The 16,777-nt window shown below is 72.1% G+C and carries 15 protein-coding genes; 5 read left to right on the top strand and 10 right to left on the bottom strand.

Annotation, left to right across the window (positions count from 1 at the left end):
- Positions 1-146: 146 nt before the first annotated feature.
- Entirely contained in the window at positions 147-878 is a 732-nt protein-coding gene (locus tag ACFVT2_RS38915; RefSeq protein WP_390026093.1) for a 3-keto-5-aminohexanoate cleavage protein, read from the bottom strand.
- A 79-nt stretch (positions 879-957) separates the two neighbouring features.
- Entirely contained in the window at positions 958-1,572 is a 615-nt protein-coding gene (locus ACFVT2_RS38920; RefSeq protein WP_390026032.1) for a hypothetical protein, read from the bottom strand.
- Positions 1,573-1,826: 254 nt separating this feature from the next.
- On the opposite strand from ACFVT2_RS38920, the gene ACFVT2_RS38925 reads away from it, so the two are divergent.
- Positions 1,827-4,649, top strand: a complete 2,823-nt coding sequence (locus ACFVT2_RS38925; RefSeq protein ID WP_390026035.1) for a penicillin acylase family protein — start codon at positions 1,827-1,829, stop codon at positions 4,647-4,649.
- Between the two features lie 129 nt (positions 4,650-4,778).
- On the opposite strand, the gene ACFVT2_RS38930 is transcribed toward ACFVT2_RS38925, so the two are convergent.
- Complete coding sequence (locus ACFVT2_RS38930) at positions 4,779-4,922, bottom strand: hypothetical protein (protein ID WP_390026037.1); 144 nt, start codon at positions 4,920-4,922, stop codon at positions 4,779-4,781.
- Positions 4,923-5,178: 256 nt separating this feature from the next.
- Here ACFVT2_RS38930 and ACFVT2_RS38935 point away from each other — a divergent pair, with 256 nt between their 5' ends.
- Positions 5,179-6,219 carry a LysR family transcriptional regulator gene (locus tag ACFVT2_RS38935; protein WP_390026039.1) on the top strand — a complete coding sequence of 347 codons (1,041 nt, stop codon included), beginning with the start codon at positions 5,179-5,181 and terminating at the stop codon, positions 6,217-6,219.
- A 19-nt stretch (positions 6,220-6,238) separates the two neighbouring features.
- On the opposite strand, the gene ACFVT2_RS38940 is transcribed toward ACFVT2_RS38935, so the two are convergent.
- Together ACFVT2_RS38940 and ACFVT2_RS38945 are read right to left on the bottom strand one after the other, a co-directional pair.
- Complete coding sequence (locus tag ACFVT2_RS38940) at positions 6,239-7,564, bottom strand: MFS transporter (RefSeq protein WP_390026041.1); 1,326 nt, start codon at positions 7,562-7,564, stop codon at positions 6,239-6,241.
- Between the two features lie 235 nt (positions 7,565-7,799).
- On the bottom strand, positions 7,800-9,068 hold the full coding sequence (locus ACFVT2_RS38945) for an exo-beta-N-acetylmuramidase NamZ domain-containing protein (protein ID WP_390026043.1): 1,269 nt from the start codon (positions 9,066-9,068) through the stop codon (positions 7,800-7,802).
- A 277-nt stretch (positions 9,069-9,345) separates the two neighbouring features.
- On the opposite strand from ACFVT2_RS38945, the gene ACFVT2_RS38950 reads away from it, so the two are divergent.
- Genes ACFVT2_RS38950 through ACFVT2_RS38960 form a run of 3 tightly spaced genes read left to right on the top strand, consistent with a single transcriptional unit; the run spans position 9,346 to position 12,417 of the window.
- Entirely contained in the window at positions 9,346-10,119 is a 774-nt protein-coding gene (locus ACFVT2_RS38950) for an SDR family oxidoreductase (protein ID WP_390026045.1), read from the top strand.
- On the top strand, positions 10,116-11,768 hold the full coding sequence (locus ACFVT2_RS38955; protein ID WP_390026048.1) for a class I adenylate-forming enzyme family protein: 1,653 nt from the start codon (positions 10,116-10,118) through the stop codon (positions 11,766-11,768). The genes ACFVT2_RS38950 and ACFVT2_RS38955 overlap by 4 nt, the downstream gene beginning before the upstream one ends.
- Positions 11,769-11,805: 37 nt before the next feature.
- Positions 11,806-12,417: a TetR/AcrR family transcriptional regulator gene (locus ACFVT2_RS38960; RefSeq protein WP_390026050.1), complete on the top strand. Its 612-nt coding sequence runs from the start codon at positions 11,806-11,808 to the stop codon at positions 12,415-12,417.
- A gap of 84 nt (positions 12,418-12,501) precedes the next feature.
- Here the strand turns inward: ACFVT2_RS38960 and ACFVT2_RS38965 are convergent, their stop codons facing one another.
- The 5 genes from ACFVT2_RS38965 to ACFVT2_RS38985 all read right to left on the bottom strand — a co-directional run bounded on the left by ACFVT2_RS38965 (position 12,502) and on the right by ACFVT2_RS38985 (position 16,774).
- The gene (locus tag ACFVT2_RS38965; RefSeq protein ID WP_390026052.1) at positions 12,502-13,716 is read right to left on the bottom strand and encodes an acyl-CoA dehydrogenase family protein; all 1,215 of its coding nucleotides are present in this window, start codon (positions 13,714-13,716) and stop codon (positions 12,502-12,504) included.
- A gap of 7 nt (positions 13,717-13,723) precedes the next feature.
- Positions 13,724-14,773: a phosphotransferase family protein gene (locus ACFVT2_RS38970; protein ID WP_390026054.1), complete on the bottom strand. Its 1,050-nt coding sequence runs from the start codon at positions 14,771-14,773 to the stop codon at positions 13,724-13,726.
- Between the two features lie 161 nt (positions 14,774-14,934).
- On the bottom strand, positions 14,935-15,909 hold the full coding sequence (locus ACFVT2_RS38975) for an MBL fold metallo-hydrolase (RefSeq protein WP_390026057.1): 975 nt from the start codon (positions 15,907-15,909) through the stop codon (positions 14,935-14,937).
- Between the two features lie 110 nt (positions 15,910-16,019).
- Positions 16,020-16,376: a DUF202 domain-containing protein gene (locus ACFVT2_RS38980; protein WP_390026059.1), complete on the bottom strand. Its 357-nt coding sequence runs from the start codon at positions 16,374-16,376 to the stop codon at positions 16,020-16,022.
- Positions 16,377-16,390: 14 nt separating this feature from the next.
- Positions 16,391-16,774: a YidH family protein gene (locus tag ACFVT2_RS38985; protein WP_390026061.1), complete on the bottom strand. Its 384-nt coding sequence runs from the start codon at positions 16,772-16,774 to the stop codon at positions 16,391-16,393.
- Positions 16,775-16,777: the final 3 nt, after the last annotated feature.

Raw genomic sequence — 16,777 nt, forward strand, 5'->3', positions numbered from 1 at the left:
GCGCAGCAGTCCGGCACACCCCCACCCCACAGACCCGGCACCGTGGCCGACCAGCCCCGCGCAGCGGCCCGCGCCGCAGGCGCAAACAGCAACCCCCACGGCGGGAAGGCCGAAGACGTACGGGCGAGCCCCGCGCAGCGGCCGGCTCAGGTGCGGGGAAGACCGCCCGTCAACTCCGCGGCGCAGGACACCAGATGGGCGTTGCTGGTGGCGGGCACGCCGTCCGGCAGGGCGAGGGTGTCCTCGATGCCTATTCGGCTGGCCAGGCCCAGCTCCCCGGCCAGCCGCAGCACCGGCCAGGCGCCGCCGTCGTAGCCGTGCAGCAGCACCGGGCGGCCGTGCGGTATCTGGGCCAGCTCGGCGAGCAGGGTCCGGGCCGTGGCGGGCGCGGTGACCGGGTCGGTGTCGTCCATGACCTCGGCCAGCACCCGCAGCACCCGCGGCGCCAGCGGTGAGGCGGCGAAGCGGGCGGCCGCCGCCGTCCCGGCCCAGATGCCCGCCTCGACGCCGACGCCGCGCGCCAGCAGCGCCTCGGCGACCGTATCGGCGCCGGACTCGTGCCAGTTGACCGAGGCGTGGTCGGGGAGCACCGTCCAGGACGCGATCCGCTCCGCCCGGCGCCCGGGGTCCGGCTCGGCCCAGGCGCCGGTCGTCACGCCCACCGGCACGTCCACCGCCTCCCGTATCGCTTCGAGGACCGGGCCGACCACGCGCGGCGAGAGGGAATCCTCGCCGCACGGGGTCTTGGGGTGGACGTGGACGTCCTGGGCGCCGGCCGCGACCGCCTGCCGCGCCGCGTCCGCGAGCGCGGCCGGCGAGAGCGCGACGACACCCGAATCGGCCGCCGTGCGGGCGCCGTTGAGACATACCTGAAGCATCTGCAGCATGTCTTCGATGATGGCAGGAGGTTCTGACAATCCGCGTGCGCGGGGTGGGCGGTGCGGTGCGGAGCGCGGGTCAGGCCGCCGCGAAGGCCGCCGCGCCGTGCAGCCCGGCCGCGGTGTGCAGCGCCTCCGGGGCCAGCACGGATGCCGGGGCGAGGACCCCGCAGTCCCGGCAGGCGGGTCCGGTCGCCGGGCAGTCGTCCGGTCCGGGGACCCATACGAAGCGGGTGCCGCCGCAGACCGGGCAGTCGCGGCGCGGGCATCCCGCCTCCATCGCCGCGATCATGCGGCGCAGCACCTCGGAGAGGCGGGCCGCCGGGTGCCGCTGCGGGGAGGCGCAGGGCACGATGTCGTAGCCGCCCCAGGTGCGGCGGTGCCAGTCGTCGAGGGCGCTGGGCTGGCGGATGCCGTCGTGCTTCTCGCGGCGGCGCCGGGCGGCGAACTCCTCCTCGTAGGCGAGCCAGAGGGCGCGCGCCTCTTCCAACTCGGCGAGTGCGGCCATCAGCCGCGCCGGATCCGGGTCACGGTCCTGGATGGCGAACCCGGCCCGGGTGCACAGATGGTGCCAGGTCGCGCGGTGCCCGTAAGGGGCGAAGCGCTCCAAGCACTTGCGCAGGGCGGTACGCCGCCGAACGGTGACGAGTCGCGGGTTGCGGACCTGTTGTGCGAGGGCTCTGAAACCGGCCATGGTGCTTCCACCTCCGAGGAGGATCCCGACTGGACAGGGAATGGACGTAGCCGGCCGCCACCTGGATCCATCGAATTCTTTTGCGGTTTTGGGTGGCGATGTGCCGGGCTGTCCGGCCGTAACACCTGCCCGCTGTGGGGAATTCGAAAAGGTGACTGTTGTTCACCTTCCGGTAACGGGTAACCGAGGGTAACGTCCGGCGCGCCATCCCCCGGATCCTTGCAGGGCAGGGGGACCCCTTTCGAGGAGCAGGAATGCAGCGACGTACCGGAAGGCTCAGGGCCGCCGCAGCGGCAGCCCTGTTCGCCTTGGGTGCCACGTTCTTGGCACCGCCCCCCACCGCGGCCGCAGCCGCACCGCACGACTCCGACGACTACTGCCAGGGCCAGTGCGCGGACATCCTGCCGCCGGGCGCGACGGGCAACGCCACCCTGATGCAGATCCTCGGCAACAAGCTGTTCGGCACCCACCCGCCGCACTCCACCGACCAGATCGCCCCCTACAACGCGCTGGCCGGCGGCTACCGTTCGCTCACCGACGACACCCTCACCGACTTCTACAACGACGCCTCCTTCGGCGTCCCCCAGGGCCAGGTCGGCTCGGTCAGCGCGCCGCGTTCGGACGTCACCATCACCCGCGACAAGAAGACCGGCGTCCCGCACATCAAGGGCACCACCCGCTACGGCACCGAATACGGCGCCGGATACGCCGCGGGCCAGGACCGGCTGTGGCTGATGGACCTGTTCCGGCACATCGGGCGCGGCGAGCTGACCTCGTTCGCCGGCGGCGCCCCCGCCAACCAGGGCCTGGAGCAGCAGTTCTGGCCCTCGGCCCCGTACACCGAGGCCGACCTCCAGACGCAGGTCGACGCCATCCGCAACAACAACGGCGCACGCGGCAAGCAGGCCATGGAGGACGCCCAGGCGTACGTGGACGGCATCAACGCCTACCGCGAACAGTCCAAGAAGGGCCGCTACTTCCCCGGCGAGTACGTCGTCACCGGCCACATCGACGCGATCACCAACGCCGGTGAGATCCAGCCGTTCAAGCTGACCGACCTGATAGCCCTGGCCTCCGTCGTCGGCGGCCTCTTCGGCAACGGCGGCGGCGGAGAGGTCCCCTCGGCGCTCGCCCTGCTCTCCGCCCAGCAGAAGTACGGCGTGGAGAAGGGCACCGAGGTCTGGGAGTCCTTCCGCGAGCGCAACGACCCCGAGGCGGCCAAGACCCTGCACGACGGCCAGAGCTTCCCCTACGCCGTCAAGCCCGCCAAGGCCCAGGGCACCGCGCTGCCCGACCGCGGCTCGGTCACCCCCGAACCGCTGGTCTTCGACCGCACCGGCGCCGCCGCCTCCAAGAGCGCCACCCCGCCCCGGGACCCGGTCAAGGCCCCCGAGAAGTACCGGAAGCTGGAGGGCCTCTTCAAGGACGGCGTACTGCCCAAGGGGAGCTTCGACCCGACCCAGCACCGCGGGATGTCCAACGCCCTGCTGGTCTCCGGCAAGCACACCGCCAGCGGCCACCCGGTCGCCGTATTCGGCCCGCAGACCGGCTACTTCGCGCCCCAGCTGCTGATGCTCCAGGAGATCCAGGGCCCCGGCATCAGCGCCCGCGGCGCCTCGTTCGCCGGCGTCGGGATGTACGTCCAGCTCGGCCGCGGCCAGGACTACGCCTGGAGCGCCACCTCCGCCGGCCAGGACATCACCGACACCTACGCCGTCGACCTGTGCAACGCGGACGGCTCCGAGCCCACCAAGGACTCCACCTCCTACCGCTACCACGGCCGGTGCCTCCCGATGGAGAAGCTGGAGCGCACCACCTCCTGGAAGCCCACCATCGCCGACCCCACCGCGGCCGGCTCGTACCGGATGCAGGTCTTCCGTACCAAGTACGGCGTCGTCACCCACCGCGCCACCGTCGGCGGCAGGCCCGTCGCCTACACCGCGCTGCGCTCCACCTACCGCCACGAGGCCGACTCCATCATCGGCTTCCAGATGCTCAACGACCCGACGTACGTCCACGACGCCAAGAGCTTCCAGAAGGCCGCCCAGCACATCGGCTACGCCTTCAACTGGTTCTACGCCGACTCCCGCGACATCGCGTACTACAACAGCGGCCTCAACCCGGTCCGCAACCCGAACGTCGACCCGGCGCTGCCCATCAAGGCCGACCCCGCCTACGAGTGGAAGGGCTTCGACCCGACCACCAACACCACCGACTACACCCCGCCCGCCCAACACCCGCAATCCGTCGACCAGGACTACTACGTCTCCTGGAACAACAAGCAGGCCAAGGAGTACGACTCGGCCGGCTTCGGCAACGGCTCCGTGCACCGCGCCAACCTGCTCGACGACCGGGTGCGCGCCCTGACCAAGGACGGCGGGGTCACCCGCGCGTCCCTGACCCGGGCGATGGCCGACGCCGCCCTCACCGACCTGCGCGGCGAGGACGTCCTGCCCGACCTGCTGCGGGTCCTGGACAGCAAGCCGGTCGCCGACCCCGCGCTGCGGACCGCGATCCAGCGGCTGGACGCCTGGCGGAAGGACGGTGCGCAGCGCCGCGAGACCACTCCCGGCTCGCACAGCTACGCCCACTCCGACGCGGTCCGGCTGATGGACGCCTGGTGGCCGCTGATGGTCAAGGACGTCTTCCGGCCCGGCCTCGGCACGGACCTCTACGAGGCGCTGGGCGCCAACCTCGCCATCGACGAGTCGCCTTCGGCCGGGCACGGCCCCACCGGGGCGCACGCCGGATCGGCCTTCCAGTACGGCTGGTGGAGCTACGTCGACAAGGACCTGCGCGCGGTGCTCGGCGACCGGGTTCAGGGACCGCTCGCCGTCCGCTACTGCGGCAACGGTGACCTCTCCGCCTGCCAGGACACCCTGTTGGCCACCCTCCGGCAGGCCAACGCCGAAACCGCCGCCCAGGTTTACCCGGGCGACGACAACTGCAAGGCCGGCGACCAGTGGTGCGCGGACTCGATCATCCACCGCGCGGTGGGCGGTCTGACCCACGACAAGATGAGCTGGCAAAACCGTCCCACCTACCAGCAGGTGGTGGAATTCCCCGCCCATAGGTAGCGGCGGGAACGGCACGGGCCCCGGGGTGCACACACCCCGGGGCCCTGTTGTATTTCCCTTCCGTTTTTCGCCGTTACCCGGAAACCGCCCCGGCCGGCCGCGCTACTGCTGCGTTCCGCTTGCGGTTCCCTAACTGGGCGGCCTCAACTGCGCGGTATGGCGACCGTCGGGCGGCAGCCGGGCGAGCACCACCGCCGCCACCGCGGTCGCGAGCGCGACCAGAGGCGTCGCGGTGACCGAAGCCGGCTCGGAGTCGAGCCGGATAGCGGTCACCGACCACGGCCTCCCGGAGCGGTCCGGACATCGCCTCGAGGTCGGCCCGGGAATGGCTCACGAACGTAACTGCCCTTGCGGAGAACGTGGTTGTGCGGCCCGGGATTGACTAGACCATTCCACGGGTACCGCAAACGCATCCAGCATTTTCCGGAAGAAATCCACAGATAATCCCCGGTGATCTCCGGATGGGATTTCCGGGGCGGCTATGCTGCACATTCCTGAATTTGGGGGAAGGGAAAGCGAGTAGGGGCGCATGACCGTGTCAGGTCCGCAGCAGAACCCGAGTCCGCAGCCGTACCCGACGGAGCTGCTCGACACCACGATGGACCAACTGCGCACGCTGATCACGGTGTACGAGTCGGGCACCGCGCTGGCGGCGGCCCGCCGGTTGGGCCGTGAGCAGTCCAGCGTGCAGAAGCAACTCGACACCATGAACCGCACCTTCGCGGCGCTGTGCGGCGAGGAGTTGGTCCTCAAGCAGGGCCGCGGACGCGACGCGCTGTTCACCGCCACCGGCGAGGCCCTGGTCGAACTCGCCCGGCGCACCCTCGGCGAGTGGGCCGACGGCGTCCACGACGCCCGCCGCCGGCTCGGCCGCACGCTCTCCGTCGGCACCACCCGCTACACCCTCGGCTTCCTCCTGGACGCCGTGGAATACGTCAGCGGGGACTTCGACCGCGAGGGCGTCGACCTGAAGATCACCCACGTCCGCACCGGCGACCTGTTCACCAAGCTCCGCTCCCAGGAACTGGACCTGGTCTGCGGCAGCGTCGTGGTCACCGAGGGCGAGGAGGCCGCCCAACTCGCCCCGTACGAGGTGATGGAGTGGCGGCGCAGCGGACTGTCGCTGCTGACGAACCTGCCGCCGGAGCGACTGCCCGGCGGTTCGTTCCGCGCCGGCGAACTGCCGCGGCTGCCGCTGGTCGTCTCCACCGGCGGGCTGATCGATCGCTTCCTGACCGCCTGGTACGGCAGCGACTACCGCCAGAAGCTGACCGTCGCCGCCGAGATAGAGGCCGCGCACTACGGCTTCGAGCTGCTCCGCTCGGGCGTGGTCAGCGGCGCGATGCTGGTCACCCGGGGCCTGGGGGAGGCGGCGTCGGACGGCCACCTCCCGGAGGCCGAGGGCCTGCGCACCCTGGAGCTCACCGGGGACGTCGGCCCCCGGACGGAGGTCCTGGTCGGCGTCTTCACCCGGCGCGGCGAACGGGCCTCCTACGGGCCGGAGCACCCGCTCAACCGCCTCTGGGAGGCGCTCTCCTGGGAGAGCGAACGGTGGTGGCTCCGGCCCTGAACGTCCCCCACGGGGCCGCTCAGCCCAGGAGTTCACGCTCCCGGGTCTCCGGCAGCGCCAGCACGCACGCCAGCGACAGCAGCGCCATCGCGCTCACGTACCAGCCCACCGACGCCGAGCCGAACGCCGCCTGGAGCCGGGTGGCGACCAGCGGCGCGACCGCCCCGCCCAGCACTCCGCCCAGGTTGTAGGCGAGAGAGGCGCCCGAGTAGCGGACCGTGGTCCCGAACAGCTCCGGCAGGTACGCGCCCATCGGTCCGTAGACCACGCCCATGCAGAACAGCGCGCCGCCGATGCCCAGGGCGATCAGCACCGGCTGCCGGGTGTCCAACAGGGGGAAGAGGGCCAGTCCCCACACCACCGCGAGTCCGGAGCCGCCCAGGACCAGCTTCCGGCGTCCGATGCCGTCGGAGCGGGTGGCGGCCAGCCAGGTGCCCGCCGCCAGGAACAGACAGGCGACCAGCGAGAGGCCGAGCATGGTGGTACGGGAGATGCCCAGGGTGCCGGTGGCGTAGGACAGGCAGTAGGTCGTGGCGGTGTAGAAGAGCCCGTACGCGATGACCATCCCGCCGGCGCCCAGCAGCAACTCCCGCGGATGCCGCCGGAAGACGTCCACGGCCGGCACCTTGCTGGCCTCCTGCGCCTCCCGCACCTTCGCGAAGACCGGCGTCTCGCTGATCTTCAGCCGGACGAACAGCCCCACCCCGACCAGCAGGAACGACAGCAGGAACGGCACCCGCCAGCCCCACGACCGGAAGGCCGCGTCACTCATCCCCTCCGACAGCAGCCAGAACACCCCGGTCGCCGCGAAGAACCCCACGGACGGCCCGAGTTGCGGGAACGCGGCGTACAACCCCCGCCGTCCGCGCGGCGCGTGCTCGACGGCCAGCAGCGCCGCCCCGCCCCACTCGCCGCCCAACCCGATCCCCTGGAGGAACCGCAGCAGGATCAGCAACAGCGGCGCCCAGACCCCCAACGTCCCGTAACCGGGCAGCAATCCGACGAGCGCCGTGGAAAGTCCCATCAACAACAGCGACGCGACCAGCACGGACTTCCGTCCGACCCGGTCGCCGAAGTGCCCGAACACCACCGAACCCAGCGGCCGGGCGGCGAACGCCACCGCGTAGGTGGAGAACGATGCGAGGGTCGCGTTGACCGGGTCGAGCGTCGGGAAGAACGCCTGGTTGAGCACCAGGGCTGCCGCGGTGCCGTAGATGTAGAAGTCGTAGAACTCAATGGCGGTCCCGATGAACGAGGCCACGGCCACCCGCCGCAGGCTCTCCCCACCGGCCGCCTCCCCGTCCGGAACCGCCGCCGTCTTCGCTGATGTCGCGTCACTGTGCACGAGCCGCACTCTCTTGGTCGGTGTAGGGGACAGTCAATGGCGGGGGTGGGGCGTCCCGGATGGTGAGACGGGGGGGCGGCCGACAAAGCCGCTGGGCCCCCGGAATCCGGCGGGCCCCAGCGGCGTTCGACGGCAACGTCCGTGGACGGGTGTTCCGTGCGGTGGCGGGTCGACTCGTCGTTGGCAGGGCCGTCAAGGGTGGTACTGAGGGCGTGAGCGCGCCGCCCAACTGCCCCTACCGATACCGCAGATACCGCCGCCGTACCGACCGAAAGCCCCTCAGTCCGTCCTCCCAGGCCCCGGCGATCTCCGCCACCCCCGCCCCCGCGTCGATCATCTTCCGGACGGTGTCCGTGCCGGCCAGGTGGTCGAAGTGGGCGGTCAGCCAGGTGAAGCCGGGCCAGAGGTGGCGGGCGGTGATCAGGAGGGCGATGCCGGTGCGTACCGGGTCGAAGGTGGTGCGGTCGTGGACGTGGAGTTGGAGGCCGCCGATGGTCTTGCCCTGGAACTTGGAGAAGGTGGGGGCGAAGTACGCCTCGCGGAAGTGGACGCCGGGCAGGGCCAGTTCCGTGGCGGCCTCGCACCAGCGGCGGTCGAGGCCGTCCGCGCCGAGGAGTTCGAAGGGGCGGGTGGTGCCGCGGCCCTCGGAGAGGTTGGTGCCCTCGAAGAGGCAGGTGCCGGCGTAGGCCAGGGCGGTGTCGGCGGTGGGCATGTTGGGGCTGGGCGGTACCCAGGGCAGTCCGGTCGCGTCGAAGAAGTCGGTGCGGTGCCAGCCGGTCATCGTGACGGTTTCCAGCGCCACCGGCCGTCCGGCGGCCGCGGGGACGAACTCGCCGTTGAAGAGCAGGGCCAGTTCCACCACCGTCATACCGTGCGCCTGGGCGATCGGCTCGCGGCCGACGAAGGACGCGTAGCGGCGGTCGAGGACGGGGCCGGTCGCGGTCCGGCCGGTCACCGGGTTGGGGCGGTCCAGGACGACGAACCGTTTGCCCGCCAGGGCGGCCGCGACCATGCAGTCGTAGAGCGTCCAGATGTAGGTGTAGAAGCGCGCGCCGATGTCCTGGATGTCGAAGATCACGGTGTCCACGCCGGAGGCGGTGAAGATGTCGGCGAGGTCCTTGCCGCTCTTGTCGTAGGTGTCGTAGACGGGGAGGCCGGTGGCCGGGTCGTCGTAGCGGCCTTCGGAGCCGCCGGCCTGGGCGGTGCCCCGGAAGCCGTGTTCGGGCCCGAACACGGCGGTGAGGTGGACGCGGCGGTCGGCGTGCATCACGTCCACGATGTGCCGGACGTCGTGGGTGACGCCGGTGGGGTTGGTGACGATGCCGATCCGGTGGCCGTCCAGGAGGCGGTAGCCGTCGGCGGCCAGGCGGTCGAAGCCGGTGTGCACCCGCCGTCCGCCGCCGTGCGGCGCGGCCTGGGCGGCGCCCGGGCCCGCGGTGACCGCCGCCGCGGCCGCCCCGGTCGCCGCCAGATGCCCCAGCAGAACACGTCTCGACAGAGCCATGCGCACACCTCCGTGAGCGGTGGTCGACCCGATGTGTGTCGTGGGCACGCTAATGCTCCGCGGGGCGGTGGGGAATGTGCCGGGCCGTGACGCCAGCTCGTGGCGCCGGGCGTGGTGCCGGGTCGTGACGCCGGGGCGTGGCGGAAAACGGAGACTTCCATCGAGACATACCGACTGGTTAGTCTGCCCCTGCCGGTACGCCGGTACGCCGGTACGCCGGTACGCCGGTGAGCTGGCGGGCCGGTGGAGTCAGGGCGACGACCGAGGGAGACACAGCGTGGCAGTCGTACGGGACAAGGCCGTTGTCGTAACCGGAGCGGGCGGGGGGATCGGCGCCGCACTGGCCCGCCGGTTCGCCGCCGAGGGCGCCCGGGTCGTGGTCAACGACCTGGACGAGGCCAAGGCCCGCAAGACCGCGGAGGAGATCGGGGCGGTCGCGGTCCCCGGCGACGCCTCCGGCATCGTCGGCCCGGCCCGCGAGGCACTCGGCGGCGCCATCGACGTCTTCTGCGCCAATGCCGGGGTCGGCACCGGCGGCGGCCCCGAAGCGCCCGAGGACGACTGGGCGCTGGCCTGGGACGTGAACGTGATGGCCCACGTGCGGGCGGCGCGCGAGCTGGTGCCGGAATGGTTGGCGCGGGGCAGCGGCCGGTTCGTCTCCACGGTGTCCGCCGCGGGCCTGCTCACCATGGTCGCCGCGGCCCCCTACAGCGTCACCAAGCACGGCGCGTACGCCTTCGCCGAGTGGCTGTCGCTGACCTACCGCCACCGCGGCATCGAGGTGCACGCCATCTGCCCGCAGGGCGTACGGACCGACATGCTGGCCGCCACCGGGACCGCCGGCGACCTCGTCCTGACCCCGACCGCCATCGAACCGGACGCCGTCGCCGACGCGCTCTTCGCCGCCATGGACGAGGGCCGCTTCCTGGTCCTGCCGCACCCGGAGGTGGCCGACTACTACACTGCCCGGGCCGCCGAACCGGACCGCTGGTTGTCCGGGATGAACCACCTCCAACAGAAGCTGGAGGCACGTGAGGGGGAAGCCCGGTGACCACCTACCAGGACAAGCCGTGGCTGGCCCAGCTCACCGACGCCCAACGCGCCCCCGTCCAGCCACCGCCCTCCCCGCTGCACGCCTTCCGCGCCGCGGCCCGCCGCGCCCCCGAACGCACCGCGCTCGCCTACTTCGACGGCCGGATCTCCTACGCCGAGGTCGACGCGCTCTCCGACGGCCTCGCCGGGCACCTCGCGGGCCGCGGCTTCCGATCCGGCGACCGGGCCGTGGTCATGCTGCAGAACACCCCGCACTTCGTGCTCGCGCTGCTCGCCGTATGGAAGGCCGGCGGCGTGGTCGTCCCGGTCAACCCGATGTACAAGGCGGCGGAGACCCGACACATCCTGGACGACGCCGAGGTCACCGCCGTCCTGTGCGCGGACCGCACCTGGGCGGACTTCCTGCGCGGCACCGCCGCCGAGGCGCCCGCGGTCCGCATCGCGCTGACCGCCGACGAACGCGGCCTCCAGACCCGCCACGACCCCCGGGTGCTGCGCGGCGCACCGACCGGCCCCCAGGACGGCGCGGACGACCTGCTCACCGCCGCCCGCACGGGTGGACCGGCGCCCGCCGCCCCGGAGCCGGACGCCGCCGGGATCGCGCTCATCAGCTACACCTCCGGCACCAGCGGCACCCCCAAGGGCGCCACCAACACCCACGGCAACATCAGCTACAACGCGGAACGGCAGCGCACCGGCCTCGGACTCCCCGAGGGCGCCACCTACTTCGCGCTCGCCCCGCTCTTCCACATCACCGGCATGGTCTGCGAACTGGCCGCCTGCCTCGCCAGCACCGGCACCCTGGCACTGGCCTACCGCTTCGAGGCCGGCACCGTCCTGGACGCCTTCCTGGAACACCGGCCGGCCTTCACGGTCGGCCCGTCCACCGCCTACATGGCGCTGATGGCCCACCCGGACGTCACCCCCGGGCACTTCGCCTCCTTCCACACCATGAGCTCGGGCGGCGCGCCGCTGCCGCCGGCCCTGGTCGAGAAGTTCCGTACCGACTTCGGCCCCTACGTGCACAACGGCTACGGCCTGACCGAGTGCACCGCGCCCTGCGCCACCGTCCCGCCCGGGAGGGTGGCACCCGTCGACAAGGTCTCCGGCACCCTCGCGGTGGGCGTGCCGGGCCCGGACACCGTCGTGCGGATCATCGACGAGGCCGGCCGTGACCTGCCGTTCGGCGAGCAGGGCGAGATCGCGGTCCGTGGCCCCCAGGTCGTGCCCGGTTACTGGCGCCGCCCGGACGCCACCGCCGAGACCATGCCGGAGGGCGAACTGCGCACCGGCGACATCGGGTTCATGGACCGGGACGGCTGGCTGTACGTCGTCGACCGCAAGAAGGACATGATCAACGCGGCCGGTTTCAAGGTGTGGCCCCGCGAGGTCGAGGACGTCCTCTACACCCATCCCGCGGTGCGCGAGGCGGCCGTCGTCGGGGTGCCCGACCCCTACCGCGGGGAGACCGTAAAGGCGTACGTCAGTCTGCGTCCGGGCGCGTCGACCGCCCCCGACGAACTGGCCGCCTACTGCAAGGAACGGCTCGCGGCGTACAAATACCCCCGCATGGTGGAGATCCTGCCGGAGCTTCCCAAGACCACGAGTGGCAAGATCCTTCGACGAGAGCTCCGCCAGCGCGCATGACGGACGCACGTAAGGACCAAAGGAACGGGTGAGGGCGATGGCCGGCATCAAGGACGGCACCAGCAACGGCAACGGCACGGCGAAGCCCGTCGCGCAGCGGCTGCTGGCCACCGCCACCAGGCTCTTCGCGGAGCAGGGCTACGACCGCACCTCGGTCCAGGAGATCGTGGACGCGGCGGGCGTCACCAAGGGCGCCCTCTACCACTACTTCGGTTCCAAGGAGGACCTGCTCCACGAGGTCTACGGCCGGGTGCTGCGGCTCCAACAGGAGCGGCTGGACCGCTTCGCGGACGCCGACGCACCGGTGGCGCAGCGGCTGCGGGACGCCGCCGCCGACGTGGTGGTCACCACCATCGAGAACCTCGACGACACCAAGATCTTCTTCCGCTCGATGCACCATCTGAGCCCGGAGAAGGACAAGCAGGTACGGGCCGAACGGCGGCGCTACCACGAGCGGTTCCGGGCCCTGGTCGAGGAGGGCCAGCGCACCGGGGTGTTCACCACGGAGGTCCCCGCCGACCTGATCGTCGATTACCACTTCGGCTCGGTGCACCACTTGGGCACCTGGTACCGCGAGGACGGGCCGCTGACCCCTCAGCAGGTCGCCGACCACCTGGCCGATCTGCTGCTGCGGGCCCTGCGGCCGTAAGCGGAAGTCCCGTTACGGGTTCCTGCAATGGGAACCCGTAACGGGCACCCCGCGCGCCCTACCGGTACCGCCTACCGGTCCCGCCTACAGATACCGCTTGAGCTCCCGTCGCGCCAATGACCGCTGGTGCACCTCGTCGGGCCCGTCAGCCAGCCGCAGGGTGCGGGCCCCGGCCCACAGTTCGGCCAGCGGGAAGTCCTGGCTGACGCCGCCCGCGCCGTGCAGTTGGACCGCCTTGTCGAGGATGTCCACGACCGTGCGCGGGGTGGCGATCTTGATGGCCTGGATCTCGGTGTGCGCACCCTTGTTGCCGACGGTGTCCATCAGCCACGCGGTCTTCAGCACCAGCAGCCGCAGCTGCTCCACCGCCACCCGGGCGTCGGCGATCCACTCCTGGACCACGCCCTGCTGGGCCAGCGGCTTGCCGAACGCGGTACGGGAGACCGCGCGCCGGCACATCAGCTCGATCGCCCGCTCGGCCATCCCGATCAGCCGCATGCAGTGGTGGATCCGGCCGGGCCCGAGCCGCGCCTGCGCGATGCCGAAGCCGCCGCCCTCCTCGCCGATGAGGTTGCCCACCGGGACCCGGACGTCCTCGAAGACGACCTCCGCGTGCCCGCCGTGGTAGTGGTCCTCGTAGCCGTAGACCTGCATGGCGCGCTTGACGGTCAGGCCGGGGGTGTCCCGCGGGACCAGGATCATCGACTGCTGGCGGCGGATGTCCGCGCCGTCCGGATCGGTCTTGCCCATCACGATGAAGATCTGGCACAGCGGGTTCATCGCCCCGGAGATGTACCACTTGCGGCCGTTGATGACGTACGCATCGCCGTCCCGCTCGATCCGGGTCTCGATGTTGGTGGCGTCCGACGAGGCCACCTCCGGCTCGGTCATCGCGAACGCCGAGCGGATCTCACCCGCCAACAGTGGCTCCAGCCAGCGCTTCTTCTGCTCGTCGTCGCCGAACTGCGCCAGCACCTCCATGTTGCCGGTGTCCGGTGCCGCGCAGTTCAGCGCCGTGGGCGCCAGTTGCGGGCTGCGGCCGGTGATCTCGGCCAGCGGCGCGTACTGGAGGTTGGTCAGCCCCGCGCCGTGCTCCTCGTCGGGGAGGAAGAGGTTCCACAGGCCCTGTCGGCGCGCCTCGGCCTTGAGCTCCTCCACCACCGGCGGGGTGTCCCACGGCGAGGCCAGCGCGGCCCGCTGCTCGTCCACGACCCGCTCGGCCGGGTACACCCACTCGGTCATGAACGCGTCGAGCTGCGCCCGCAGTTCCTCGGTACGGCCGTCGAATGCGAAGTCCATCGGTGCCTCAGCCTTCCTTCAGGGTGGTCAGTCCGCGGTCGATGAAGACGGGCACCAGCTCGCCGATCCGGTCGAAGCCCGCCCCGACCGTCTGGCCGAGCGTGTAGCGGTAGTGGATGCCTTCGAGGATCACCGCGAGTTTGAACCACGCGAACGCGGTGTACCAGGCGATCTGCGAGGTGTCCCGGCCGGAGCGCTCGGCGTAGCGGGCGATCAGTTCGTCCGGGTCGGGGTGTCCCGGGGCGCCGCTGGTGGTGCTGACCGGCGACCCCGGCAGGCCCAGGTCGGTGCAGTACATCGCCAGCAGCCCGAGGTCGGTCAACGGATCGCCGAGCGTGGACATCTCCCAGTCCAGCACGGCGGTGATGGTGTCGCCGGCGCCGACCAGGACGTTGTCCAGCCGGTAGTCGCCGTGCACCACGGTCGGCGCGGGGGAGGTGGGCAGCGCCCGGCCGAGTGCCTCGTGGAGCGCGTCGATGCCGGGCAGTTCGCGGTTCTTGGAGGCCGCCAACTGCTTGCCCCAGCGCCGCAGCTGACGCTCCAGGAAGCCGTCCGGACGCCCGAAGTCGCCCAGCCCGGCCGCCTCCGGATCCACCGAGTGCAACTCCACCAGCGTGTCGACCAGGGACAGCACCACCGCCCGGGTCCGCTCCGGGCCCAGCGGGGTCAGCTGCTCCACGGTCCGGTACGGGGTGCCCGCCACCAGCTCCATCACGTAGAACGGGGCGCCGATGACAGACTCGTCCGCACACAGCAGCAGCGTCCGGGGCACCGGCACCGCGGTGTCGTGCAGGGCGCTGATCACCCGGTGCTCGCGCCGCATGTCGTGCGCGGTGGCCAGCACGTGGCCGAGCGGCGGGCGGCGGACGACCCAGGAGGCGGTGCCGTCGGTGACCCGGTAGGTGAGGTTGGACCGCCCACCCTCGATCAGCTGCGCGCGCAGCGGCCCGGAGACCAGGCCCGGCCGCTCCCGGTCCAGATGCTCCCGCAGGCGCTCCGGATCGAGGCCGGGTGGTGCCTCCCCGGCGGCCGGCGGGGGCGGGGTGCCGTTGCTCATCGTGCTTCCTCCGTACGGAGTGGACGGTTGGACGGTCCAGGGCCGGCGGGCCCGTCCCGCCTGATCATGCCGACTAGTCGGTATGGAGTCCAGTGTCACCCCGTGGGGCGTCGGTCACCCGATGCATTTCCGCCACCCCGCCCCCCGGGCGGGGTACCCGCTCAGGCGTGGCAGGTCGGCGGCACCCCACCGTTCCACTCCGCCATCGCCCCGAACCCGGCCACCGCGTCCAGCGGCGCACCGGGCGCCGCGCCGTCCAGCTCGGCGTAGGCCCGCAGGAGGTTGGCCACCAGCCGCTCGCGCTCCTTCAGGTCCGCGAACTCGCCCAGCTCCGCCTCCCGGGCCACCTCCAGCGGCGTCCGCCCGGCCGCCCGTCCCTCGCGGGCCAGCTCCCCGACGAACCGCAGATAGCGCTCGACCTGGTCGTAGACCTCCGGCCCGGCCACCGGACCGTGCCCGGGTACGACCGTCTCCGCGTCCAGCGACCGCAGCACCTCGATCGCCCGCAGCGACCCGGTCAGCGAGCCCATGAAGAGGAACGGGGTGCCCCCGTTGAAGATCAGGTCCCCGGTGAAGACCACCCGCTGCCGCGGCAGCCAGACGATGGTGTCGCCGGGCGTGTGCGCCACCCCCGGGTGGATCAGCTGCACCTCGACCTCCCCGGCGTACACCGTCAGACGGTCCTCGAAGGTGACCTCCGGCGGGGTGAGGACGATGTCGCCGTACGGCACCTCGGGCCACACCGCGTGCAGTTGGTGGCCGGCGGCCAGCAACTCCCGACGGCAGGCCGCGTGTCCGATGACCGTCGCCTCGGGGGCGAACACGCCGTTGCCGTAGGTGTGGTCGCCGTGGTGGTGGGTGTTGACGAGGGTACGGGGCGCGGGGGCGCCGCTCTCCGCGATCCGGCGGCGCAGCAGCCGTGCCCGGCGCTCGGTGGCGGCGGTGTCCACGAGCAGGGTGGCGGTCCCGTCGGTGACGAAGCCCGCGTTGTTCAGGCACCAGCCGCCGTCCGGCTGGATGAACGCCTGGACGCCCGGGGCGAGTTCGGTGAGGTAGGGCTCGGGGACGGCGGTGTCGGTACCGGTACCGACACTGGTGCCGGGGCCGGTCTCCGCGGACTGCTGATGGTTCGTCATGTTCGGCCTTCGAGTGGGGGCGATCGGTCCCGCGCGGACGCCGCGGCCGCCGGTCGGCCCGGCTCGGCCCGGTGCCGCGCGGCACCCGTAACCGTACCGTCGGGTACGACTCACCGCCCCGGCAGCAGCAGCGCCGCACCGCACACCGCCAACCCGACGGTGCAGCCGGCCACCAGCAGCGCCAGCCACGCCGGCAGCGCGGCCGGCCGGCCGCCCGCCAGCGCCCGCATCCGGCGGTCCGCGGCGACCGCGAACACCACCCACGCCAGCGCCACCAGCACCATCAGCACCGTCTCGAACGGGCCCGGGACCCCGCCGTGCAGCACCTGCCGTCCGGCCAACGCCGCCACCGCCACGGCCGACAGCACCGTCCGCCGCCAGGCCAGCCGGGTCCGCTCCGGTTGCAGCCCGGGGTCCCGGTCCGCGGCCGGCCGCGGTGCCCCGCCGGCCTCCTTGGGTGCGCCCATCGATCCGGCCCCCGCTAGTCGGTCCAGCCGATCAGCACCAGCACGACCACCGCCACCGCCAGCAGCCCGACGCAGAGCGCCAGCACCGCCGGGAAACGGGAGATCGGCAGGTCCTCACCGCGCCGCATCGCGCGCTCGCAGCGCACCCAGTGGTTGACCGCCCGCAGCGCGCACAGTGCCCCGCCGACCAGCAGGACGACGGTGAAGGCGAGCCGCAGGTTCCCGTGCAGCCGCGGCAGGAACTGGTCCACCGCGAAGCCCCCGCCGATCAGCGCCAGCCCGGTGCGCAGCCAGGCGAGGAAGGTCCGCTCGTTGGCGAGCGAGAAGCGGTAGTCGGGGGTGGTGCCTTCCTCGCGCACCCGCCCCGGGGAGAACCACAGCCGGATCCCCGGACCCATCGG

Origin of the sequence: Streptomyces sp. NPDC058000 (assembly GCF_042886435.1) — a bacterium.
In the GTDB taxonomy this organism is placed as follows: domain Bacteria; phylum Actinomycetota; class Actinomycetes; order Streptomycetales; family Streptomycetaceae; genus Streptomyces.